Annotated in this window: 14 protein-coding genes and 4 pseudogenes; 8 read left to right on the forward strand and 10 right to left on the reverse strand. The window is 60.9% G+C overall.

The genetic code is table 11. From position 1 onward, the window contains the following. Window positions 1–425: 425 nt before the first annotated feature. Both CTP10_RS40155 and CTP10_RS40160 read right to left on the reverse strand, forming a co-directional pair. Window positions 426–2225, reverse strand: a complete 1800-nt coding sequence (locus CTP10_RS40155; RefSeq protein ID WP_116322083.1) for a PHA/PHB synthase family protein — start codon at window positions 2223–2225, stop codon at window positions 426–428. Between the two features lie 512 nt (window positions 2226–2737). Continuing rightward, window positions 2738–3046 (reverse strand): hypothetical protein, encoded by a 309-nt coding sequence (locus CTP10_RS40160; RefSeq protein ID WP_199414674.1) that lies wholly within the window; start codon window positions 3044–3046, stop codon window positions 2738–2740. Window positions 3047–3790: 744 nt separating this feature from the next. On the opposite strand from CTP10_RS40160, the gene CTP10_RS40165 reads away from it, so the two are divergent. Both CTP10_RS40165 and CTP10_RS40170 read left to right on the forward strand, forming a co-directional pair. Continuing rightward, complete coding sequence (locus CTP10_RS40165) at window positions 3791–4162, forward strand: hypothetical protein (RefSeq protein WP_147316274.1); 372 nt, start codon at window positions 3791–3793, stop codon at window positions 4160–4162. Window positions 4163–4304: 142 nt separating this feature from the next. After that, window positions 4305–4394: pseudogene (locus CTP10_RS40170) on the forward strand (H-NS family nucleoid-associated regulatory protein); the annotation flags it as partial. A gap of 237 nt (window positions 4395–4631) precedes the next feature. Here CTP10_RS40170 and CTP10_RS40175 read toward each other — a convergent pair. Continuing rightward, window positions 4632–6755: a TonB-dependent receptor gene (locus CTP10_RS40175; protein WP_116322085.1), complete on the reverse strand. Its 2124-nt coding sequence runs from the start codon at window positions 6753–6755 to the stop codon at window positions 4632–4634. A 337-nt stretch (window positions 6756–7092) separates the two neighbouring features. Between CTP10_RS40175 and CTP10_RS40180 the strand changes: the two genes are divergently transcribed. Then, window positions 7093–8343: a GGDEF domain-containing protein gene (locus CTP10_RS40180; RefSeq protein WP_116322086.1), complete on the forward strand. Its 1251-nt coding sequence runs from the start codon at window positions 7093–7095 to the stop codon at window positions 8341–8343. 1267 nt (window positions 8344–9610) lie between these two features. Here the strand turns inward: CTP10_RS40180 and CTP10_RS40185 are convergent. Next, window positions 9611–10552: an NAD(P)/FAD-dependent oxidoreductase gene (locus CTP10_RS40185; RefSeq protein WP_116322107.1), complete on the reverse strand. Its 942-nt coding sequence runs from the start codon at window positions 10550–10552 to the stop codon at window positions 9611–9613. Window positions 10553–11457: 905 nt separating this feature from the next. Here CTP10_RS40185 and CTP10_RS40190 point away from each other — a divergent pair. Further along, the gene (locus CTP10_RS40190; RefSeq protein WP_116322087.1) at window positions 11458–12567 is read left to right on the forward strand and encodes an acyltransferase family protein; all 1110 of its coding nucleotides are present in this window, start codon (window positions 11458–11460) and stop codon (window positions 12565–12567) included. A 320-nt stretch (window positions 12568–12887) separates the two neighbouring features. Here the strand turns inward: CTP10_RS40190 and CTP10_RS40195 are convergent. After that, window positions 12888–13055 (reverse strand): annotated as a pseudogene (locus CTP10_RS40195) (transposase); the annotation flags it as partial. Window positions 13056–13084: 29 nt separating this feature from the next. On the opposite strand from CTP10_RS40195, the pseudogene CTP10_RS40200 reads away from it, so the two are divergent. Continuing rightward, window positions 13085–13527, forward strand: a pseudogene (locus tag CTP10_RS40200) (phage integrase family protein); the annotation flags it as partial. A 303-nt stretch (window positions 13528–13830) separates the two neighbouring features. Here the strand turns inward: CTP10_RS40200 and CTP10_RS40205 are convergent. Further along, a complete protein-coding gene (locus tag CTP10_RS40205) occupies window positions 13831–14061 on the reverse strand; it encodes a hypothetical protein (protein WP_147316275.1) in 231 nt (76 codons plus the stop codon). A gap of 724 nt (window positions 14062–14785) precedes the next feature. Between CTP10_RS40205 and CTP10_RS40210 the strand changes: the two are divergent. The 3 genes and pseudogenes from CTP10_RS40210 to CTP10_RS40220 form a co-directional block, all read left to right on the forward strand. Further along, window positions 14786–14944 (forward strand): annotated as a pseudogene (locus CTP10_RS40210) (Hsp20/alpha crystallin family protein); the annotation flags it as partial. A 326-nt stretch (window positions 14945–15270) separates the two neighbouring features. After that, window positions 15271–15636 (forward strand): hypothetical protein, encoded by a 366-nt coding sequence (locus tag CTP10_RS40215; protein ID WP_116322088.1) that lies wholly within the window; start codon window positions 15271–15273, stop codon window positions 15634–15636. 27 nt (window positions 15637–15663) lie between these two features. Continuing rightward, a complete protein-coding gene (locus tag CTP10_RS40220) occupies window positions 15664–15984 on the forward strand; it encodes a sigma factor-like helix-turn-helix DNA-binding protein (protein ID WP_147316276.1) in 321 nt (106 codons plus the stop codon). Window positions 15985–16284: 300 nt separating this feature from the next. Here CTP10_RS40220 and CTP10_RS40225 read toward each other — a convergent pair whose 3' ends face one another. The 4 genes from CTP10_RS40225 to CTP10_RS40240 are packed head-to-tail and all read right to left on the reverse strand — an operon-like array spanning window position 16285 to window position 23374. Further along, window positions 16285–17337, reverse strand: coding sequence for an IS630 family transposase (locus tag CTP10_RS40225; protein WP_233528296.1), 1053 nt, complete (start codon window positions 17335–17337; stop codon window positions 16285–16287). A gap of 48 nt (window positions 17338–17385) precedes the next feature. Continuing rightward, the gene (locus CTP10_RS40230) at window positions 17386–20571 is read right to left on the reverse strand and encodes an efflux RND transporter permease subunit (RefSeq protein ID WP_116322091.1); all 3186 of its coding nucleotides are present in this window, start codon (window positions 20569–20571) and stop codon (window positions 17386–17388) included. A gap of 8 nt (window positions 20572–20579) precedes the next feature. Then, window positions 20580–22055, reverse strand: a complete 1476-nt coding sequence (locus tag CTP10_RS40235; RefSeq protein ID WP_116322092.1) for an efflux RND transporter periplasmic adaptor subunit — start codon at window positions 22053–22055, stop codon at window positions 20580–20582. After that, window positions 22052–23374, reverse strand: coding sequence for a TolC family protein (locus tag CTP10_RS40240; protein WP_147316277.1), 1323 nt, complete (start codon window positions 23372–23374; stop codon window positions 22052–22054). The genes CTP10_RS40235 and CTP10_RS40240 overlap by 4 nt, the downstream gene beginning before the upstream one ends. Between the last annotated feature and the right edge of the window lie 8 nt (window positions 23375–23382).

Genomic DNA, 23382 nt, shown 5'->3' on the forward strand with positions numbered 1-23382 from the left:
ATTACATTTGGTAACGGGTGGCGACAGACGCCTTGAATGACTAAAACTTTGAGCGAGCCCCCAAGCCCATCCGGTTACACGCATCTCTGATCTGACCAGGGGGCACCCTGGAAATGCCACTTACGTTCCCTGACTTGAAGCGGCACTAGTGAACCAAGGCAAGAGACCAGAGATGGCCAAGCCCTGCGGGCGCGGGCGCCGGCGTGGTTGGGAAAGAATCCGAAGCGTTTGTTGATTGCAGCAGAGTAGGCTTTCCTCATTTCAGACAACGCAAGAGGACCTACAACCGCCATGCCACCAACGCGTATCGAACGCAAGGCGGCGCTGATACATCGCGGCCGGCGCAGTGGACCTTCGAGATGCTCAGTCGCATTTGGTTATGCCTGGTGGCTCAATGAGGCGGGTCAATTGGCATGGGGGGAGTCTCAGGGTGCGAGTACGTAAGTGCCCGGAGCATCTTCCAGCACTGTGCCCCCACCTAACACCGGCGGTGCGCATTTTTCGCTGGAGTGTGCGGCCAGCCACTGGTGCCAGCACGGCCACCAGGAACCTTCGCAGACCGGTGTCTGCGCGAACCATTCGTTCGGATTCAAAGAGGGGCCGTCCTTGGGCCGCGTGCTGAAGCGATAGCGACGTCCGGCATGCCCAGGTTCGGAGACGATGCCCGCATTGTGTCCGCCTGAGGCGAGAAGAAAACTGACTTCAGTACGGGTCAACAGGTGGAGTTTGTACACGGAGCGCCAAGGTGACACGTGATCCCGTTCGGTGCCGATGACAAAGATGGGCTGCTTGAGATCGGCGAGTGACACCGGCCGGCCCTTCACGCAGTACCTGCTCTCGGCCAGATCATTGTGCACATACAGCCATTGCAGATTTTCACTATGCATGCGGTAAGGCAAGCGCGTGGTATCGGCATTCCAGGCCATCAGATCGGTCTGCTCGGTGCGCTGGCCCAGGAGGTATTCGCGCGTCAATCGGGACCAGATTAGATCGCGCGAGTGCAGCAACTGGAAGGCGGCCGCCATCTGGGCCCCATCCAGATAGCCTTGCTCCCACATCAGCGCGTCGAGGTCGGCAAGTTCGCTCGCATCGATGAATAGGCCGAGTTCACCCGGCTCGCTGAAGTCGGTCTGCGCGGCGAACAGCGTGATCGTCTTGAAGGGGGGCGATGTGGACTCGATGTCGCGGCCAAGTGCCGCTGCGCCGATCGCCAACAATGTGCCGCCGAGGCAGTAGCCGGCCGCATGGACCGATATCCCGCCAAAAATGCTGCGCACCTGCGCCAGGGCATCAAGCAGGCCCAGTTCGAGGTAGTCATTCATGCCGAGGTCGCGCGCCTCCTCATGCGGATTTTTCCACGAGATCAGGAAAACCGTATGCCCCCGCTTAACCAGATAGCGTACAAGCGAATTGTGAGGCGACAGGTCCAGCACGTAATACTTCAAGAGCCATGAGGGAACGATCAGCACCGGCTCGTGCCAGACGGTCGCGGTCTGCGGCGCGTACTGGATCAGCTCGATCAAGGCATTGCGATAGACGACCTTACCGGGCGTGATCGCGACGTCTCGCCCGACACAATGGGGGCCGCATCGCCCCCGGGAGGTATGCAGGACGCGGCCAGCGAAGATGTCATGCTGGTCGTCCAGCCAATGGCAAGCGCCTGCGAGGAAGTTGCGTCCACCCGTCTCGGCCAGCGTCCGCAGCACTTCGGGGTTCAGCCACCAACAGTTGCTCGGCGACAGCATGTCGGTCCATTGCCGGGCCGAAAAACTGACGACACGTTCATGGTGTGGAGAGACGCCGCGCAGGTCGGTGGTCGCTTCCTGCCAAAACGCCTCGGCTTGCAAAAACATGTCACGCAACAGATGGAACGGCCAGCGATCCCACTCCGGATGGGCGAAGCGCGGGTCGTCTGGCTCAACGGGGGGCGAGGGCCGGCCTGTAAGGCCGGCTGGTTGCGCGACGCGGTGGAACAGTGCCATCTGCTTACCTGGCGAGCCGGTCAGGTGCCAGGCCCAATCCAGCCACGCCAGCCACAGCGCGGCCGGCGAAACGCCGCCGGTGGCGCGGGCAATGGTCGCGTGCAGGAACTGGTCGATCGGCGGCGCCGGCCGGTCGAGCGCAGCGCCCGGGTATGACCGCGCACAATCGGATCCAGCTGAGACGCCTGCCGCGAACCTGCCAGACCCTGGGATAGCGGGAGGATGTGTCACGGTCTCATCCATCGCAAGCTCCAACCCTCTTTTTCCTAGCGTATCTCAGCTCCAGCGTCATCACGGCGAAACGCGCGTTATTTGTTTTCTGGCAGCAGATATGGCTTGGCGGCTTCCGGGGATGGCATGCTCGGCCGCCCCGCGCTTTGTGCCGGCTGTGCCGGCGTGACATCCTTTACGTCAGCTGCCCGCGGGCTCATGTGCTGTCCCACGCGGGGCCTTGCTGCAGGCGCAGAACTTGGCACCCCGCTAGTCGGCTTGCTTGGAGAGGGCTGCGTATGGGCCGCAACGCTGTACATGGTCGCCAAGCCAATTAGCGCGATAGGTAATGATGTCCTCATCATAACGAACTTCACTCCCCCCTCATACACAGACACAGCGCGGTTCCTGGAATTGACCACAGCACCGGACCCTCGCTTACCGGATGGCCGGTACAGGGACTAGTGTCTCCTAAATAGGGTACTCGGTTCAATGATGACAATGAAGCCTTCGTTTCCGGAAGGTCCGGGAACATGAAGCTCATGTCAACCGACCGGTCGCCGATCGCCTCCAGCAACGTCCACCGTCTTTTGCCCGCGCGTAATGCAATGGTTTCTCCTGAGCCGACCCGGAGATACTTCATATCTGCTGTCAGCAGTAATGGCTCGGGCAGCTCTGTCGAGGGAAGCTGGGCCTCCAAATAGGGCGGGCGTCTGGTTCGCCGGCATCATCGACGCAAGTTTTTGTTCACGAACATGCTCGAGCCAATTGCCGCCACCATCACCCAGCCGCTTGTCAGCGCTCCATGCCAACAGTAACCGCGCGGTAGCGGTGATAATTTTCTTCGTGGCCATGATTGGCTCCAGCACGATGAAAAGATTTTAGCCTGAATCACTCTATTGCGCCCATGCCGACGATATCGTTACTCATACATTACAATCTGGTCACGAAGCAAACTGTTCCTGCGCCAGTAGTCGATTGATGTTTGCCAGGTATCTCGGGGCGACGCGGCTGCGCTCTGCATCGTTCTCACGCGGGCACGCGCGCAGACGACAGGACCCGCAGGCAGGGGACTCAGCGTCAGGTCAGGAGCTTGATTGGCGCAATCCATGGGCCGGGCGATCACCGTTACCTGCCTGCTCGCGAACAGCGCGCCGTTGGGATCGGAGGCCGCCGGGGGCACTATGGCCTCGGTGATCACCCGCACCAACAATTGGTGTGGGATGTGGTACCAGACCGCGACACAAAAAAGTAGAGGCAGCTGAACGAAACGTGCTCGCGGCTGCGGCACAGCAAGCGGTCGAGCGGGCCCCACATACCGCGAAGCGCTGACGAGTGCAGGGCGCTCGTCGGGCCTATGCAGTCATAGCTTCGATTAATGCGCGCCCCTGGCTGGCCTTGTCGCGATGCTGTGCCGGCATATATTGAAGTGTGTGCAGTCGACCTGTGCGCGCAGTGATGGTGACCTGTTGCCTGCTGTCCATGCCAAGGGGCGCGGTGGTTGCAGCGTGTCGCGCCGGATGTCATGCCTGCCTCGGAAGACGTTAGCGAGGTCAGACTTGGCAGCGGTGCTAACTGGCCCTCGTTGGGGAGCTCACATGCTGAATCCATTCATTGAATATCAGCGCTCGCTGTTTGCACCGTGGACGGCGTGGGCGGAGACAGTCGCAAGCGCGTGGATCGAGCCGGGCAGTCCCTGGTTGCCGTTCCCCGCTGCGTCGTGTTTTGCCGCCGGCTGGGACATGCTGAACCGGTTTGGTAAGGCCTATCAGAAGCCCGCCTTCGGCATCAGTGCGGTCAACCATGACGGCCATGAGATCACTGTGGTCGAGGATGTGGCACTGGACCGTCCATTCTGCCGTCTGCTGCGCTTCGCGCCAGAGGCGCCCGGCGGACGTGTTGGCACGCGAGAGCCACAACCACCAGCAACGAAACGGCTGCCAGCGCCGGTACGGACGCCTGGCAAATAGCCAGCACGTGCAGCTGTTCCACGCCAACATGGCGAATACCTGTCTGCAGCTCTGCCACGCAATCGTCCAGGGTGAACGGACCGTCCACCGCCGGCACGCGGCGTGCATCATTCCAGTCCGTCACGTACACCACATGCTTAGGGATCCCAAAACAGGAAAGACCTGGTCTGGGCGCGGTCGAACGCCTGCATGGCTTGGAAAGCGACCAGAGCGCTTTCTGATCCAAGCATAAGCCAACAACAGGATGCTTTCGCAAGCCGACCACGAGGTCGCTTGATGGCATTCAAGTTCGCTCGCAGGACAGACGACCGGTTTTTAGAAGGATCGCCTTTTTGCGAACATGAGATGGCTAGGAAATCGCAAGCAGGTAAGCTCATCCCCGCATCAACGATGACGCAGTTGCCAGTACAGCTTGACGGCCGCATCAAAAAGGGAACCACGCAGGCCGAGCCCGCGGGGTTCGTGGCGCTTACATCCGGTACCGCAGCGTTGCCATCACGCTGCGCGGCGCACCCGGCATGTTCAGGTTGGGGTTAGTGCCATGCGCTGAGACGATATAACCCTTGTCGAACAGGTTGTACACGTTCAGCTGCGCCTCGAAGGCGCCGCGGCGGTACCAGGCCATGGCATCGGCAGTGACGTAGCCGGGCAGCGTCACGGTGTTGAGCGGATCGGCATAGCGCGCGCCCACCAGGTTGACGCCGGCGCCCACGCCGAAGCCGTAGCCCAGGTCCTTGGTCACCCAAGCGTTGCCCGAGTGGCGCGGCGTGATGGTGGCGCGCTTGCCTTGCAGCGCGGCGGTGGACTTGGTGATGGTGGCATCCAGGTAGGCGTAGCCTGCCAGCATGCGCCAGCCGCCGCCCAGCTCGGCCGCGCCGGAGAGCTCTACGCCGTCGGTGCGCTGCTCGCCGATCGGCAGCAGTGCCGTGTTGGTGGCGTTGGCCACCTTGATATTGCTGCGCTCCAGTCGGAACACCGAGATCGTGGTGCTGGCCTTGCCGTTCAGCCAGTCATACTTGGCGCCGACTTCGGTGTTGTTGGTGGTCTCCGGTGCCAGGTCGGCGTTGTTGGCCGCCAGCGCAAAGGCCTCGCCCGACGGCTGGAACGACTTGCTCCACGACACGTAGTACGACTGCGCCTTCGACGGCTGCCACACCAGGCCGGCGCGCGGGCTCCAGGCGGTGTCGGTGCGCGACAGGTCGCGCTGGCCGGCGATCCGGTTCTTGGTCTCCTGCTGGAAGTTGTCGTAGCGCACCCCGATCAGCGCCTTCCACTGCTCGCTGAACTTGATCATGTCCTGGGTGTAGAACGCCAGGGTGTCGAAGACGCCCAGGTTCGACGTGGTCGGCGAACCCGGTGCCTTCAGCGGCAGCGTCATCAGCACCGGGTTGAACAGGTCGAACACCGCGGGGCGGCCGTTGGCCCCCAGCACCGGCTTGGTGTTGTTGACCTGGTCCTTGTTCTGTTGCCCGATCTCCATGCCATACAGGATTTCGTGCTCCATGCCCAGGAAGGTCGCCTTCTGGGTCAGGTCGGTCTGGTTGAACCAGCCATGTTCCTCGCGGCGGACATTGCCGTGGTTCATGGTTAGCGTGCGCGCCGCTTCGTTGACGGCGCTGGTCAGTGTGTTGTTGCGATCCAGCGAATAGTGATAGTAGCGCGTGGCGTTGCGGATCGACCAGTTCTCATTGAAGCGGTGATTGATCGTGGCGGTGCCGGAGAACACGCGTGACTGCGAATAGTCGGCATCGCGCGCATTGGCCGCGCCGTAGTAGCGCGAGGCCGGCACGTCGACCGGGCGGCCCTGGTAGGCCGGGATGCCGAAGTCGGTAACGCGGCGGTCTTCCAGGTAGTCGGCCTGGAACAGCACGGTGGTCTCGGGCGCTACGCGCAGCTCGAGCGACGGCGCGATCGCCTTGCGGTCCAGGAACTGCTGCGAGCGGTAGCTGTTGGCCTTTTCCACGGCGCCAGTGATGCGGAACGCGGCGGCGCCATCGGCGAACACGCGGCCGACGTCGGCCTCGGCGCGGCGGTCGGCCCACATGCCGTAGCTCAGCGCGAAGTCGGTGACGTCGATGCCGGGCTTCTTGGTAACGCGGTTGATCAGGCCGCCGGCCGAGCCGCGGCCATACAGCACCGCCGCCGGGCCCTTGATCACTTCGACGCGGTCCACGTTGGACAGGTCGCGGAAGTACAGTGCGTCATCGCGGATGCCATCGACGAACTGGTCGGCGATCGCGGTAAAGCCGCGGATCGAGACCTGGTCGCGCTGGCCGTCGCCATGCGAGAACGACACGCCCGGCACGTTCTTCAGCGCATCCTGCATCGACGTGGCGTGCTGGTCGCGCATCACGTCCGCGGTGACCACGTTGACGGTCTGCGGGACATCGCGCAGCGGCGCTTCGGTCTTGGTCGCGCTGACGGCATTGGGCGGGTTGTACCCCTCGCCAAGCTCCCGGCTCACGTCGACTTTGACGATGACCTCCGGCAACTGCGCCGACGGCGCCGGCACGGTCTCGGCTCGCGCCAGCATCGGGGGAAAAAGGAAGCTCGCGGCTACCGCGGCGTAAATCGGGTGAAGTTTTGTTCTCATTTTGCTGTTCATGTCCCTGCTGCTGCTTTTAATGACCCGCTATTTGTATAAAAATGCGACGCATTATCATTTACAAAGAGGCAGTTGGTCAACAAACTCCTTGGCCCGACTGGGTGAAAAAAATGAGCCTTGCGACGCACATATGAAGTACACGGTGGGGGTGACTAGTCGCGTCTGAAACCGATGGCTTGGGCAAAAGACAAGTCCGAACCTGAGCCAAGCGTTTAGACATATCGAGCCCCCGCCGACTTTGGTTGCCCTAGGTGATTAATTGCTTGCATTCGGAGCCCTTTCAGATTGAAATGCGCCGTCACAAAATTTCGCCACGGGCTCCTGAATGAACGCCGATTTGATGACTTCTTTGTATATCCGGACGAGTTACGTTTTCGCCTTTGCTTCGCACGCCATGCTGGCCGGTATTTTGGCTAATTTTTGGCGCAAGAAACGCCCCGACATGGGATTGGGTTGGTGGGTCCTCGATGGCCTGCAACTTTCCATCGCATCGCTGCTGTTACTCGCCTGGGGCAAGCTGCCGCCGTGGCTAATTCTGGTCGGATCGAATTTTCTGATTTTCTGCAATATGCCGACAATCGAATCCGGATTGCGGGCATTTTTGCGAGACGACATCTGGCCCGGCCTGACTACGCGGTGGTTGATCGCCGGCCTTGCCTTCATTGGTTGGGCTCTGACTTGGAGCGAAGGATGGACCTACGCACAGCGCGTTATTGGGTTTTCGGTCGCTTTTCTGATCCAGCTCGCGCTTTTTCTGGCATACGTGCTGAGCCTGCGTGGCGCCGGTCTGCGCTTCGTGCAGAGCCTGCTGCTGTTCGCTACCTTGCTGGTGGCGGCAGCGCTCTTCGCACGCATGTTTCATATCCTTCGCCGCATGGATACCGTGACATCGTGGCAGCAAGACGTTTGGCTACCGCTGCAAACATTCACCGCCGTATTTGCCGCATTTCTGCGCGTCTGCTGCGTCCTTTATCTGATCCAACACCGGACCGAACAGCGGCTGCGCGCTGCCCACCAGGATATTGAACGACGCGCCAACTTTGATCTTCAAACCGGCGTCATGTCACGGTCGTATTTCGAGATTCAGGTGCACGCGGCAATTGCCACGGCACAACGACAACAGCACCCCTTGACGCTCCTCCTGCTTGATGTGGACCACTTCAAGACTGTCAACGATACGTTCGGTCACCAGCAAGGCGATGAGGTACTCGCCAGCATTGGCAAGGCTGTGCGGGACAATACACGGAGCAATGACCTTGTCGGCCGCCTTGGTGGCGATGAATTCGCGATCCTTTTGCTGAATATGGAGATTGACGACGCCATCGAACTGGCCGAGCGGATTCGCACCGAAGTCGCGTCGATGCAGACGCGCTGCGGCGCTCTGTCTCTCAGCATCGGCCTGTGTGGCCTTCCGCCTGCAAAGAATTTTGAGTCGGCGTATCGCTTGGCCGACGCAGCGCTCTATACAGCAAAGCAGGCTGGTCGCGGACGGGTGGTCGCGCACGATCCGCTCAAGCTATCGCACGGCAGTCTTGCTACGGCAGGGGCATCCAAGGCATGCCTTGATCCAACGTGAATTGGAGTCCTCGCCCAGCTTTCTCGCATGCCTCGCAGGGGCACCAGGCGCAATGATCGTGGTGCTGGCGAACGCCTTCTAGCAGCCTCGAGGGCGAGAATATCGGTGGTGCTGACGATAGCTAAGCGTTACTCGAGTGCTAGTCATCATATCCGTGGCGGCCGTGATGTCCGCGCTGGCCATGGCCTCCATAGTAGGACGAGTCACCGTGGTAGCCGCCGCCGTATGGAGCCACAACACAGCCAGCCAGTAGTGCGGTTGCAGTGAATAGGAGGGCAAGGGTTTTCATTACAGTTTCCTTACTAAACGACAGCGGTCTGAGCAAGACTTCCGGGAGGAAGCAGGTCTGGATCGGTTCGGCGCGAACCCATCGTACGTCAAATCCGTTAATCATCGTCGCGCCAACGACGCATTCGCGGTACTGGCGACGCCCGATAGCTCGTGAAGTTTCATTCGCACTTTATGCCGTTTGTAGCCAATGGGTTTTAGCGAAGCTATACAGGCGTTACTGCCTGTAACGGAACGGGCCGATGATCGCGCCGATGACTTGCCAGAGAAGGCAACCGGATCCTGTGTGCCAGTTCGGGTTGGATCGGCTGCAGGCAGTACCCGAGGCCGGCGTGCCCCCTAGCAACTCACGGCCGGCAATCTGGTGTGCGCAATTCGGTTTTGTAACTCTTGTCCAGTGTGCAGAGCCTGGAGACCGCATGCCGTAGCAAGTCTCTTTTTTTTGGCTTGTGGAAACAAATGCGATGCGCGCCGTGCAGATTCTTCAGCGGGCGCACCTTGACGTTCACACTGGCAGTTTCGCTGATAACCGTTGGCCCTGGCAGGAGAAGGGATCCGCGGCAAAGCGCCGAACAGTCTTCTTTACCAGCGCCAACGCTGTCTTGAGGCTCGCACCTGCCACGCTGAAACGAACGCACAGGCTATGCGGTGACCACGCTGACGTTTGATGAGTTCTGCCGCGCCTTCCGCTCAAGCCCTGCCAACCAAGCTATGCGCAGATTCTCAGTCGTGCGGGCGGCGCTAGCCCGGCAGCCGGATCCTGCGAGCACGGCGGAAGCACCGTAGTTGGCAGTGGGGCAGGTCCATGTGTCTTGTATGCGCGCGCGAAACGAGGGGAGAGCCGTGCGGACCGCCACAAGCACTCCCGCTGTGTTTTCCGCCACTCTGGCAAACCGGCATACGCAAGGACCAGCATTGGCTCACCTCGCGTGTTGGCTTCGTCAGTCGCAAGCTCGGCGGAACTTGGACTGACACGGCACTATTCTAAATCTTCACGGAGCAGCGCAGTATGAATCCCAATGGCCGCTTGGACGCCTTCCCCGGCAGCAACGACGGCCTGTAGGACGTCGCGCGAGGCATCACCTGCCACGTACAAACCGGGTACGTGGGTCATCTGCTGGTCGTTATCTATGATGCAACCTTGGGGGGCGTACATATCGCAACCGAGGCGCTCTGCGAGGTCTGTGGACTGCTGCCTGCCAGTGTTGAAGAAAATGGCAGACCGCGGCAAACGGGCCCCTGAATCAAAAACGATATCAAAGGAGGCTTGGTACGGGACTTTGCTACGAATATCAAGGCACACTATCTTTTCTTCCCGCACGGCGACCCCATGCTGACCCAAACGTCTGCAAAGGTCAGCGCTCAATTCCGAGGGCCCATCAGTGCACAGGACTGTGTCTTTACTCCAATGCATCAGTTCTAGCGCCAGTCCACCCCCCTTGTCGTCTCCGCGACCGTAGACAGCAAGTGGCTGGTCACGCATCTCCCAGCCATCACAAAAAGGACAGTGAAATAGCCCGGTCCCGTAGAGTTCGCGAAACCCCGGCTGTTCCGGTAATTTGTCGACCACGCCGGCGGCTAGCAGCAGTTTGCGCGCAAAAAAAACGCGCCCATCGCGCGTGGTTACCGAAAAGCCAGTATCGGCGCGCCTGGCGTCTATCACCCGGGCCTTCACAAACCTGACCGATGGGTACGCAGCAATTTGCTCCCGCGCAATGGCGCGCAAGTCGGTTGGTGAAATACCGTCCCTGCTCAGAAACCCGTGCAACGCATGCGAGACGGCATTGCGCGGCGCTCCATCGTCAAAGAGAATGATATTTCTTCGGCATCTCCCTAATATCAGCGCCGCATTGAGTCCGGCTGGCCCTCCGCCCACCACTATTACGTCCCATTGACCCGCTTGCTTGTCCCTAATACTCATGATTACTTCTTCCATATGCAAAAAAAAGATCGGTAACCGATGCTAAATCTGCAGGTAATCCGTTCCTGGTCGAAGTGGTGCTTGTTCGGTACTGTCTCAACGGTCCGTTCGTGGAGGGGTAATGCTAAGGTCGGCATTCCGGCCCGGCCGGCATCAGGGTCATCACTGCGGCGGCATCGTCCTGCAACAGTGGCATCTTCTGCATGGGCCGTATGTTCTACGCTGCCGCAGTCAGACGGTGGCAGCGCTCCACGCAGACGCGCAACGAGCGGGTCAAAAAGACGCAGCTTGCCTTTAGGTTTCACAAGACACTGGTTAGGCCGATTTTAGGAAATGATACCTGACCGGAAGATGACGCCGACATTGCAGACGTTTTTACGCTCATTGAACTCCAGCAAATGCCAAACAGCGGAACGAGTAACCCGTAACGCGCAAGCCATAAGATTCTAGTGTGCGATAACCCACATAGATCCCCCTTGGATTATTGACTACCACGGAAAAACCTGAAGAAGCTGGCAAAGCTTGCTGAGTAAACTCCGATGATGCCGTCTGGCGCACAGAACCGAGTTTGAAAATCGCCAACTTGCCCTCCCTCGATGAAATAGAAGTTGCGAAAAGTGCAGTTTGGCGTTTCGGACAAACTAACTAGACAGGATTCTCGGTTGCTAGCGCGATGACCAGACATTATCGCAAGTAAACTAACGCAATCGCAGCAACATACGCAGTTTGTGCGGGCCCGCACGGAAGTCTTGCTGACGCAACCCGAAAATGCACAACACTCATTTTCGTTGATTACCGACAGCGGCGGCCCCGTGACTGATGACCCCCCTTAGGCTAATAAAATGACAAGAAGACGCTAGTGAGGACTGGCAACAAACATCAATAGCATTGTTCAGGGAACGGAGATGCGTCAATTCAGGCCCCTCACCAGCTTACGTCTGTTTCTGGCGCTTTGGGTATTAAGCCTACACTGGTTCCACGACTATGGTGACGACGGGACCTTGATTAATATTGGCTTTACGAGCTCGCTCGTTGATCATGGCTATCTCGGTGTGGATGGATTTTTCATCCTGAGTGGCTTCATTCTCGCTTACAACTACGATCCATCGCCTAACTGCCGCCTAGACTTGAAGAAGTTTATTGTTGCGCGCATCGCGCGAATCTATCCTGTCTATGTCGTCTGTCTATTGGCATTTGCGGCCGCGGTAGTTATTCGCGACTTGACGTTGCATAAGGATTTGGTTGGGTCCACAAACTATACATTGTCGGACTTTATGCTGGGGCTTTCCCTGCTTAGTGCATGGCGATACGCGGGAACAACGGGGTGGAACGACGTCGGCTGGTCAGTCAGTGCCGAATGGTTTGCCTATGTTTGGTTTCCCGTGTTCCTGTTGATGGCTCCGCGTCTTAATCGGGGGCGCATCGTGCTGATGGCATGGGTCGCTCTGACAGTGCTTGGCGTGGTAGAGTCAACCTCGCCTCAACATCTATCGCTCAGCGGCGGCATTGCCCGCTTGATTCCCGAATTTTATTTAGGTGTCCTGGTCTGCCGCTTACGAGCAGCACTACCGAATTATGACGGTTGCGCAGTGGGGGCGTTGCTGTCGTTGCTCATTTGCGCGATTGGGGTGAAGCTCGGTGCAGATACGATTTTTGTCGCCGGGGCTGCCGGACTGGTCTTCTCACTTTCGTATGAGAAAGATGCTCTGACTCGCGTTCTCTCAATGAGGACGCTAGTATTTCTTGGCGAGATCTCGTATTGCATCTACATCGTACAGCGAATACCGCAGCACCTGTTCATGTTTGTTAGATCCCGGCTGCCCGATATTGCTGCGATGCCAGGCGCGATGCAGGCGCTTCTTCTGTTGTCGCTCACGCTAGTTTTTTCGATCTTGCTCCACTATATAGTTGAAAGGCCGGTGCGATCATGGATCAATCATCAGTTCGGCTCACGGAGCCGACATAAATCGCCGAGTGCGAGCGAGAATAAACCGCAGTATAAAACCATCTTATAGCGAGGCAGATTCGTCGCGGATAGTTATGTGGCGCACCGGGAAATTTTCTAACAAGCTGTTGAAATTTGCTCCTGCGAATGCGATTGAGCAACAATTCGCATATCGCGTCGCGCCTTATCACTCTCAGGCTGGAAACTGGGAACAGCATGGACATGTCAGACCCCTGTCAATCTCGATTGACACGAGGGTCGTACGGGCGGTTGAAATTCAGTGGTCAAAAGACGTAACAGTAAATTTCGACGAAGGCTCGTGCCGATCTACGCGGGTCGGTTTACCACATTTCAGAAGTCCGCCCAATGAATCAGCCGTTCTAAGGCCGTACTGCTGCGTTGCAGCCGTTTCACCGATGAGTGTTCGGCGGGGTCCGGCCTGGCCAGGCAATTGGTTGGCGCGGATGCGTGAATCGCAGAGAGATCGCCCAACTCAGCGAGCATGCCCACCGCCGTAGTGAAGTCTACGGCGCGCGTGGCCTGCAAGCCCAGTGCAGCCCCGGTGGCCGCGCTGCGGGCGCGGCGGCGCGCGGACCGTGCGGGTGCCGCGACGGCGCCGCTGGTGGGCCACCAAGGCAGGACTGGGTGTCGCCAGCGCGCGGCAGGTGGAGGTCTTCATTGCCAGGCATCAGCAGCTGACCGAGCGGGCGCAGGCGCTGGTCGCGCAATCCCCGCGTGGCGTGGTAGTTCCGTGGGAGCCACTGCGCCTGCTGCAGCAAGTCGACGGCTCGCAAGGGCAGTTCCGCGCGCCGCGCGCGACCTGCACGCTCAACGCGGACAACGATTACGCCTGCCGTGCAGGCATGGCTGGCGCTGCATGAAGCGCCGGCAACCCAGCGGATTTACCGCAAGGAGGCCGAGCGTCTGACCCCGCGGACGATTATTGAGCGCGAACGGCCGTTGTCGTCCCTCAACACGGAGGATGCGACGGCCTACCGCTTTCTGCGGCAGCCCGATACCCCGTGAGTGCTAGGTCAGGCCGGGGAGAACGCGTAGCACCCCCGACTGGCGCCCGTTCACCGGCTGAGGCGCCGGCACGCTGATTTGCCGCGCCGGCGCCCACGCCCGAGTCAGTGTACTCTAAGCGACTGGCGCATTGCAGGCCTTTCGCAGGCACTCCCGGTCAACCCCACGGACAAATCCGATTTTCAGGGAGGGTATCGACAGGCTTGGGCGCTGCGGGCCCGATGAACCGTGACTCACTGGACCGGCTGCTATCGACAGCTGCATTGTCCAAAATCCGCATGTCTGCTCTCCAAGAACGACTCGGTACTCAACCGCGAGCTGAAGCGGCATTGGTAGCATGCAGCGTGTCAATAACATACCTAGCCCATAGTATCCCTTGCAGTTGCGCGCCGTCGCTGGTCTCATGGTAGCCCAGTACGTCGGCCTCTCTAATTGTTTGGAAATCCAAGCTCACGCGACCTACCGCCTCGAACTTACCGTTTTCCCGCGGGTTCGCAAATCCCTCTGCAATGTAACCTCGATATTTTTCAATTGACATTTAGAAGCGCTCTCCTTACAGCGGGAAGGTATTCGGTCATGTAAGGACCAGCTTAATAGCGCTACTTTGATATGCCAAGTTTTGACTGGGCTTGGCAGATTGCGCCACATGCGATGACCCGGTAGCGCCAGCCCGCCCTTGCCAACGATTGTGCAGTTCCGAGTGTCCGCCAGCCGTGCCGCCCAGCGCCGCTTTGCGCTTCTGATGGCCCAGTCGCGGATGTCGTGGACGGACTGCCCCAGCAGGTCAAAAGCGGCGAGGGAGCAGGGCACCCGCCACGATACCTAGCCAGCGCGTCGCCAGTGAGATTCTGCGCGGTAGCGCGAGCCGGTCGACGCTCTCACCTAAGGTGAGCAGCATGTTCGGGGCGGGCCGTTGACGCAATGAGCAACGAGTCTTGCCGAAGGTTAGCATCGGGTTCCCTGGCATGGCTCTCGACGCTGTTCCCACTAGGCCTGGGGGCGCCATGGATGCGCCTCATACGGCATAAAAATGGAGAGCGGAGCACCGCCGGAGGTGGCACGCCTAGCGAGCATGCCCAAACCTGCGCAGGCCAGGAAGCCACAGCCGGCATCCTTCGTGAAAAATCCGCAGGTCTCCCCCTTGAAATTTGGCTGCGCGCTTACTATTTTATTTTCGCTCAGGCAGTCGCGACGTTGCGCGCTGCGTGTTTCTGTTTGTTTGCCACCAGCTTGGCAGGCGGGTGGGAGCGCGTATGCCCCTTCGCCCCGGGCTGCGGGTGCGACACGCGGAAATTCGCCAGCCGCACTTCGCACGCGCTTTCTCGCTGAGTTCCGACCTTGAGGCGTCGAAGATCGAGGCGGACCTGCAGGACGGCGTGCTCAAGCTGACGATCCCGCGCCGCCGCCAGGCGGCCACTTGAGCACGTGTAGGGTCATCATGAGAACGACGATCCATTACCGGACATTCCCGAGCGTTCCAATTCCGACTGGAAGGCCTGATCGGGTAAGCTCGTGACTCGCTACCTCCAGCGGCATTTGTCCCATTTTCCCTCGGAACTCCCCGTTGCGGGCGACCCTGGAACGAAGTAGCCACCACCGTCTCTATCGAGCCAGGCTTAGGCTGGGATTGCCGAGCACCATACTCGCCTCCGACTGCCAGGCGCCCGAACTTCGCAAAGCCCTCGAGCAGTCCTTCGCAGAACTGGAGCAGTGCGAGCCACCTCGTGCATTTTCGCCAAGAGGACGAGTGGCGCGCTCGTTACTGTCCGATCTCAAGCGCTTCGTGCAGCGTGAGCTCGCGTATTTACAGACGAGCGGCGATCTCCTGCCGGGGGATCTCGAAGTTGACGAGGTCATCGACGAGTCGCTGGCCCGCGCCTTCGAAAACGTGACGCGGCTCCCGCGCCGGCTCGCGCGGCTCCCCTGGCTCTACCAGATCGCGATCACCCTGTCAGCCGAGGAAGTGACGCGTCGACAGGCCGAAGAGGGCCGAGGGATTTCCCTGGAAGGCAGGCTTCGCTTCCAGCTATGGGAGACCCAGGAAGCCGATGACGAGATCCTGTTCGAGTATTGGCAGCCCGACGAGGTTCTGCGGCTTGAGGACGTAATGTAGGTGCGAGGCAGCATCCCCGAGGAGGAGGTGAGTGCCAAGGAGATGCGCCGGGTCGCGACGGCCCTCATTGCGGAGATGCCAACGTCCTGGCGCCGGGCCCTGGAGTTCTGTCGTGTAGAAGGCTTGTCCAAAGCCGCTGCCGCGCAGGTGCTCGGCGCCAGCGAGCAGGAGATCGAGAACTGGCTCGTGCAAGTCGATACCTTTCTCCAGGCCAAGCTTACCGTACTGCGGCTAACGACCAACGGGCTGGACATAGCCATAACCGACAATGTCCTCGGGGAGCCGCCACCGGCGCGCCAGCCGACCCGGGACTTTGACGCGGTGACCGGGCGCGGAGCGCCGACGTAAGGATTGAGTTGGAAGTCAGCGGTTGTCCCGAGTTGAACCCCGCGCCCCCGGTCTGCGGCACGCCATGGCCATCCAGCCGTCCAGGCGCGTGGCCTATGGGGCAACGTATCGATCTTCACGGATCATTCGTCGCAGTTGCAGTAATCGCGGTAAAGACGGCGGAATCGGGTACCAAACCGTAAAAAAGTCGATGCAGTGACGCCCGCTTCCAGATTGTGAAAGATCGAGCCTAACTGCCTTGCGGGGAAAGTTTCGCCCCTTGTGCGATGAGTACTTCAGAAAGTGGCCTAGTCCATCGCGTCAGTGAATTGGCACCGGGCGAATTCGCCGCGATGGATCGTCGTACTTCCACTTGATTGGCTTGGGATTCTTGTTGTGTTGACGGATATAACGCATCAGCTTGCGATCCAGGTCCTTCACCGAAGTGAAGACGCCTCGTGCGATCACATCGCGCTGAATGCGCGCAAACCAGTTCTCGACCTGATTGAGCCAGGACGTGTAGGTCGGCGTGTGGTGCATGTGGACGTTGGGGTGTTCGCTGAGGAAGTCGCGCACGCGCTCGGTCTTGTGACTGCTCACGTTATCGCAGATGACGTGGATTTCTTGCTCCGGTCGCTGACTGGCTACAACGTCAGTGAGGAAGGCTACGAACTGCTCACTGGTATGACGTGGCGCAGTCTTGCCGATCACCTCCCCGGTTGCCGTGTTGAGTGCGGCAAACAGGCTGAGCGTGCCGTTACGCTTGTATTCGAAGCCGTGGCTCTCGGCACGTCCTGGCGACAATGGCAGCATCCGATCCTTGCGATCCAGGGCCTGGATCGCGGTCTTCTCATCCACGCAGAACACCGCCGCATGCGCGGGCGGGTTCAGATACAGCCCGATCACGTCTGCAGCCTTCGTTTCGAAGTGGGGATCGTTGGAAATCATGTGCCGCTCCAACCTGTGCGGGCGCACGCCATGTTTGCGCCAGATGCGCTGCACGGTCGAGATGGACACGTCACCCAGCTCCGCGGCAAGCTTGTAGCTGCTCCAGTGTGTCGATCCGTCCGAGGGCTTGCGCTTGAGCGTGTAGCTCAGAACACGCGCCTCGAGTTTCTCAGGCGGCTGCATGGGCGCTCGTCCAGGATGGCGCGCGTACAAGCCCGCCAGCCGCTCCGCCAGAAACCGACTCGACCAACGCGAGATGAAACGCGAATCGCACCCCAGCCGCTCAATGATCGCGTCGCGCGATTCACCGTCTTCAAGCATCAGGATCAGCTTGGCCCGGCGCGCGTCGGCTGCCCGAATGGTTCGGCTGCAAGTCGCCGACAGCAATTGTTCACGCTCGAGCTCGGTCAGATTCATTTTTCCCATGCACCTGATCTAACCATAAATGGGGTGCTTTTTCAATGACGCACTGGACTAGGAAGGCGTACGCCCAAGTTGCCGATCTTCGCTTCCCGTGGGGATCGGTTGTTTCGCGCTTCGGCTATACGCCCAGCGGTACAAGAGCGGCAACACCAGCAAGGTCAGCAGCGTGGACGAGACGATACCCCCGATCACGACCGTGGCCAGCGGCCGTTGCACCTCGGCGCCAGCGCCGGTTGCGATGGCCATTGGAATGAAACCGAGCGATGCCACCAGCGCTGTGCAGAGCACGGGGCGCAGGCGCAGCAGAGCACCATCGCGCACGGCTTCTGGAACGGGTCGTCCCTCCTCGCGCAACTGGCGGATGAACGAGACCATCACCAGGCCATTCAGCACCGCCACTCCGGACAGTGCAATGAAGCCGACGCCTGCGGAAATCGAGAACGGGATATCGCGCAGCCAGAGTGCAATGACGCCACCGGTCAGGGCAAACGGCACGCCGGTAAAGACCAGCAGCCCGTCCTTGACGCTCGCGAACATCCCATACAGCAGCAGCAGGATCAGGCCAAGCGCAACGGGTACCACGATCTTGAGCCGGTTCGAGGCGGATTGCAGCTGCTCATACTGCCCGCCCCAGACGGACCAATAGCCAGCCGGCAGCTTAACTTCGCTGGCCATGCGCGACTGCGCATCCTGCACGAACGAGCCAAGATCGCGTCCACGGACGTTGGCGGTGACCACGACGCGCCGTTTGCCGTTTTCGCGACTCAGCTGATTGGGACCCTGCGTGACTTCAAGCGTCGCAACATCGCCGAGCGTGATGAAGTTGATAGCCGCATTGCTGCCGTTGCCGCCGTTGCCGATCGGGATGGGCAACATGCGGAGCCGCTCCGGATCGGTACGGACATGCTCCTGCAGGCGTACTACGATATCGAAGCGGCGATCCCCTTCGAACAGCGTGCCGCTGGTCTGGCCGCCGATTGCCGCATTGACGATGCGCTGTGCGCTGGCCTGAGAAATACCATAGCGCGCCAGCTTCTGGCGGTCGAAGGTGATCGACAGCATCGGCAGGCCCGTCAATTGTTCCGCCTTGACGTCTGCGGCGCCCGGGATCGACTTCAGGACCGCCTCGGTCCGTTTGCCAAGACTTTCCAGCGTTTCCATGTCGTCGCCAAACACCTTGAATGCCACGTCGGCACGGACGCCGGACAACAATTCGTTGAAGCGCATCTGGATTGGCTGCGTGAACTCATAGTTGTTGCCAGGGATGCGCTTGACCGCGGCCTCCATTTCGGCCACCAGCACCTCCTTGCGTTTGCCTGGGTCCGGCCACTCCGACTGGGGCTTCATGATGACGAAGTTGTCGGCCACGCTCGGCGGCACCGGGTCGGTGGCGATCTCCGCCGTACCGATCTTGGCAAAGACCCGGTCCACTTCGGGGAAGGCCTTGATGCGTTTCTCCAGCGCCGTCTGCATCTGAATCGCCTGCGACAGGCTAGTGCCCGGGATGCGCAAGGCGTGCAGCGCGATGTCGCCTTCGTTCAGGCTCGGGATAAACTCCGAGCCCATCCGCGTGGCCAGTGCGCCGCTGATTACCAGCATCAGGCCGGCGATCGTCAAGGCCATGACTGGCCGCTTCAGGGCACGGTCCAACTGGCGCGCGTAGAAGTTGCGAACCGCCGCGTACGCCTTGCTCTCCCCCGCGCGGATCGCGCCCGCCATGGTCATGGCGACCGCGGCGGGCACGAAGACCATCGACAGGATGATGGCCCCGGCCAGGGCGAGCACGACCGTGATCGCCATCGGGTGGAACATTTTTCCTTCGACCCCGGACAGCGCGAAGATCGGCAGGTAGACGACCATGATGATAAGTTGGCCGTACAGAATGGCCTTGCGGGCTTCCCGCGACGCTTCATAGACCACGGAGAACCGCTCCTCGCGTGTCAGCGGGCGGCCCAGCGCGCGTTGGCGCTCCGCCAGGTGGCGTATGCAGTTTTCGACGATGACGATGGCACCGTCGATGATGATGCCGAAATCAAGCGCCCCAAGGCTCATCAGGTTTGCGCTGATGTTGTTGTTGGCCATGCCCGTCACCGTGAACAACATCGACAGGGGGATAACCAGTGCCGTGATGATGGCCGCGCGCATATTGCCAAGCAGCACGAAGAGCACGGCGATGACCAGCGCCGCGCCTTCGAGCAGGTTCTTGCTGACGGTGTTGATGGTCCGGTCCACCAGCGTCGTGCGATCGTAGACCGGTTCTGCGACAATGCCGGCCGGAAGGCTGCCGTTGATCTCTTCAAGCTTTTTCGCCGCGGCCGACGCGACGGTACGGCTATTCTCGCCGATCAGCATGAAGACCGTGCCCAGCACCACTTCCTGCCCATTCTCGGTGGCCGCGCCATTGCGCAGTTCCTGCCCCAGATGCACCGTGGCGACATCCCCAACGCGGATCGGCGTGCCGCCGCGCGTGTCGACCACGATTGCAGCCAGTTCATCGAGGCCGGCTACTTGGCCGGGCGAGCGCACAAGATACTGTTCACCCTGGCGCTCGATGTAGCCGGCACCGACGTTCGCGTTGTTTTCGGCGAGCGCCTTGGAAACGTCGGCGAGTGTCAGTCCGACGCCAGCCAGCCTGGTGAGGTCCGGCGTCACGTGGAATTGCTTGACGAAGCCGCCGACCGAGTTGACTTCCGTTACGCCCTTGACGGTGCGCAACTGCGGGCGGATGACCCAGTCCTGGACTTCGCGCAAGTCGGTGGGCGTGTAGGCTGAGCCGTCCTCCTTGCGCGCGCCGGGCTTGGCCTTAACCGTGTACATGAAGATCTCGCCAAGGCCGGTAGCGATCGGACCCATTGTGGGTGTGACGTTGCCCGGCAGGCGCTCGCGTGCCGCGGTGATCCGTTCGTTGACAAGCTGCCGTGCGAAGTAAATGTCGGTGCCATCCTTGAAGGTGACCGTCACCTGCGACAGGCCGTAGCGGGACACCGAGCGTGTCGACTCCAGCCTGGGTAGGCCCGCCATCACTGTTTCGATCGGAAAAGTAATGCGCTGTTCGACCTCGAGCGGCGAATAGCCCTCGGCAGTCGTGTTGATTTGGACCTGGACATTGGTGATGTCGGGCACGGCGTCAATGGGCAGTTTCAGCAAGCTATGTACGCCGATGCCGACTAGGGCCAGCACGCCGAGCATCACGAACCAGCGACGCCGGATCGAAAACTTCAGGAGATTGTCTAACATGATGTGCCTTAGTGGTCGTGCGTCGCACCGGCCTTGCCGAGCTCTGCCTTGACGGTGAAGCTGTTGCCAGCGGCGTATTTCTCACCGGCCCTCAGGCCTTCCAGGACCTCGACCATCGTGTCGTCGCTGCGGCCGAGCTCCAGCGGGCGGGCTTCGAAGTACTTGCCATAGCGGCCAAACACAACCTTCCAGTCCCGGACGGTCTGGATCGCGCTCTTGTTCACGGCCACGGCAACTTTCTGCTCCTCAGTGGTAAGCGTGGCGTTCACCACGGTACCCGGCCGCCAGGCTCGCTTGGGATTCGGTAGGACCACGCGCGCCGTGGCGGTGCGCGTCTGCTCGCCGGCCAGCGGACTGACCATTTCCACCTTGCCCTCGGCCTCGAGGGCGCCATCGGTCGATTTCACGACAACCGCTTGGCCGAGACGAACGATAGCCATGTCCTTCGGATACACGGGCAGCTCGACCCAGACGGTTTCGGTATCGGCAACCGACATCAGCACTGAGCCGGCATCGACGGCCTGACCTGGCGCGACCGACTTTGCCGTGACGACGCCATCAATGGGCGCGCGCAGTTCGACGCGCGCAATGTTGCCGCTGCCGCCGGCCGTCACGCGCATGGCCTCCAGGCTACGTGCGGCCGCGTTTGCCGCGATCTGCGCTTCCCGGTAGGCCTGCCGTGCAGCCAGCACGTCTTGCTCTGGCGAGATGCGTTCGGCGAACAGCTTTTCTTCTCGCTCGACAGTCTTGCGGTACAGCTCTGCCTTGTCCCGTGCCACCGCCAGCGTGCTGCGCAGCTGGCCCACCTCGGGACTCTCCACGACCGCAAGCAAGTCGCCGTGCCGCACGCGCGATCCCTCTCCAACGGCGATGGACACCACCGTGCCCTTGAACTGCTGCAAGACGGGCACAAAGCGATCGGCGTTGGGCTTAACGGTGCCAGGAAGTTCCAACACCGAACGGATGCGCGCCGGAGCGGCGGCGAGGATGTCCACGCCGGCTTCCTTCAGTTGCGCATCGTCCATCTCGACGCGGGCCTCCACCTGCGAATACTTCCAAGAGGCGGCCTTCCCTTTGTAGTTGGCCGTCACGTTCACATCGAACGAGTGCGGTTCCACGATGGTCTTGTCGCCGCGCAGGTAATCGCGCTCCACGCGGAAGGCAATCGGCTCGGCCGGCCGGCCAAGCCGCTTCAGCGTGATGCCGAGCTGGGCAGCGCCAGGCGTCAGCGCCTTGCCGTCCTCATAGAGAAAGAGGCGGAAATGCGGTGGCACGCCTTGCTCGAAAATGGTCACTTCAACCTGGAACTTGCCGTCTGCAAGCAGGCGCCCCCCATGCGGGCCCCGTACCGCGTCCTCCGCGGCGGAGGGATCTGCAATGGCCGAAACGCCGGTCCCAGTGCCGCGGTGAGCAAGCTGGTAGCCCGCAGCGGCGCCAAGCAGGAGCGTGACGACGGCAAGAATGATGGCGGATCTCGTTTTCATTGTGCATCCAACTGGTGGCTGGCCGGCGTCGCGGCGAGTTCAAGCAAAGCGTTCTTCAGTCGCTCATAACGCGCAGCGGCGGCGCTGTACAGCGCTTCGTTGCGGAAGTAATTGCGCTGGGCGTCAAGGGCGTCCAGGTATGAGAATTTCCCCAGCTCGTACCCTTTGGTCACGGCACGGACGGCCTCGCGAGAGGCGGGCAGCACCTGCTCGCGCATTGACTGCAGCTCCTGTGCTGCCACGCCCGCGCCGTCGAGGAGTTCCAATGCCCGGAGCTGCAACTCGTTGCGCGTGGCGTCTGCCTCGAGCCTGGCGCGGTCGAGCTGCTGGGTGGCTTCGTAGATATTGCCCTGATTGCGGTCCAAGAGCGGCAGGGGAATGCCGACGGAGACCATCAGCGTGTTCTGCGCGGCCAGGCCAGTGCTTGGCGGCTGGTGAATACGCTTGACGCCCGCCGCGAGTGTAATGTCGCCAAACCGCCGCGCGCGCTCGAGGTCCAGCCGCGCTTCCTGCTCCCGAATCGCCTGCTGCCGCGCCATGTATTCCGGGCGGTGCGGCAATCGCTGCAGAAGCACTTGCCGGTTAGGAAGGATCGCCGGCTCGCCGAATGGACCGCTAAGCAGCGAGAAATCCGGCGCCTCGGCGCGTCCCCACAGACTGGCAAGACGCCGGCGAGCCACTACGGTGCGCTGTGCCGCATCCTGCAATTCGATCAGGGCAAGGCTGGCTTCCGCTCCGACCTTTTCCCGTTCGATCGGCGAAACCTTGCCCGCCTCGACCCGACGCGCCACAGCACCGCGGAAGTCATTGAAGACGTCTAGCTTCTGCTGTGCCAGGCGCTCGAACGCTTCTGCCTCCTGCAGGCCGACAAAGGCATTGGCCACAGCGGTGCGCAATTCGACACGCTGTGCCGCGAGGGTGGCCTCGGTGCGGTCGCGTCCTGCCTCGGCGACGGCGGTTCGTGCGCGGCGTTTGCCGCTGATATCGAGCGGCTGGATCAGGCGGATCGCCTCGGTCCGGCTCTCGCTACGTAGTTGGTCCCCCTCGAGTAGCAGTTCGGGGTTGGCAAGGGCGCCGGCTTGGCGCACGGTGCCGTCCCAGGCAAGCCGATCCTTTTCGGCCGCGAGCAGCGATGGATTTGCCAAGAGCGCGCGCGCCTGAGCGGCCTGCAGTGTGAGGGTGGTCTGTGCGGATGCCAGGCTGGTCGGCGCTGCAGCGCTGCCCGCCTGCTGCTGGGCAAGGGCGAGCGGTGCAAGCGCAAGGCCTAGCGCGGCCAACGCAGTCGCACGCAGCCCGCGAGGACATGGGAATGCAATCATGTTCAGAT

The organism is Cupriavidus sp. P-10 (assembly GCF_003402535.2).
GTDB lineage: Bacteria > Pseudomonadota > Gammaproteobacteria > Burkholderiales > Burkholderiaceae > Cupriavidus.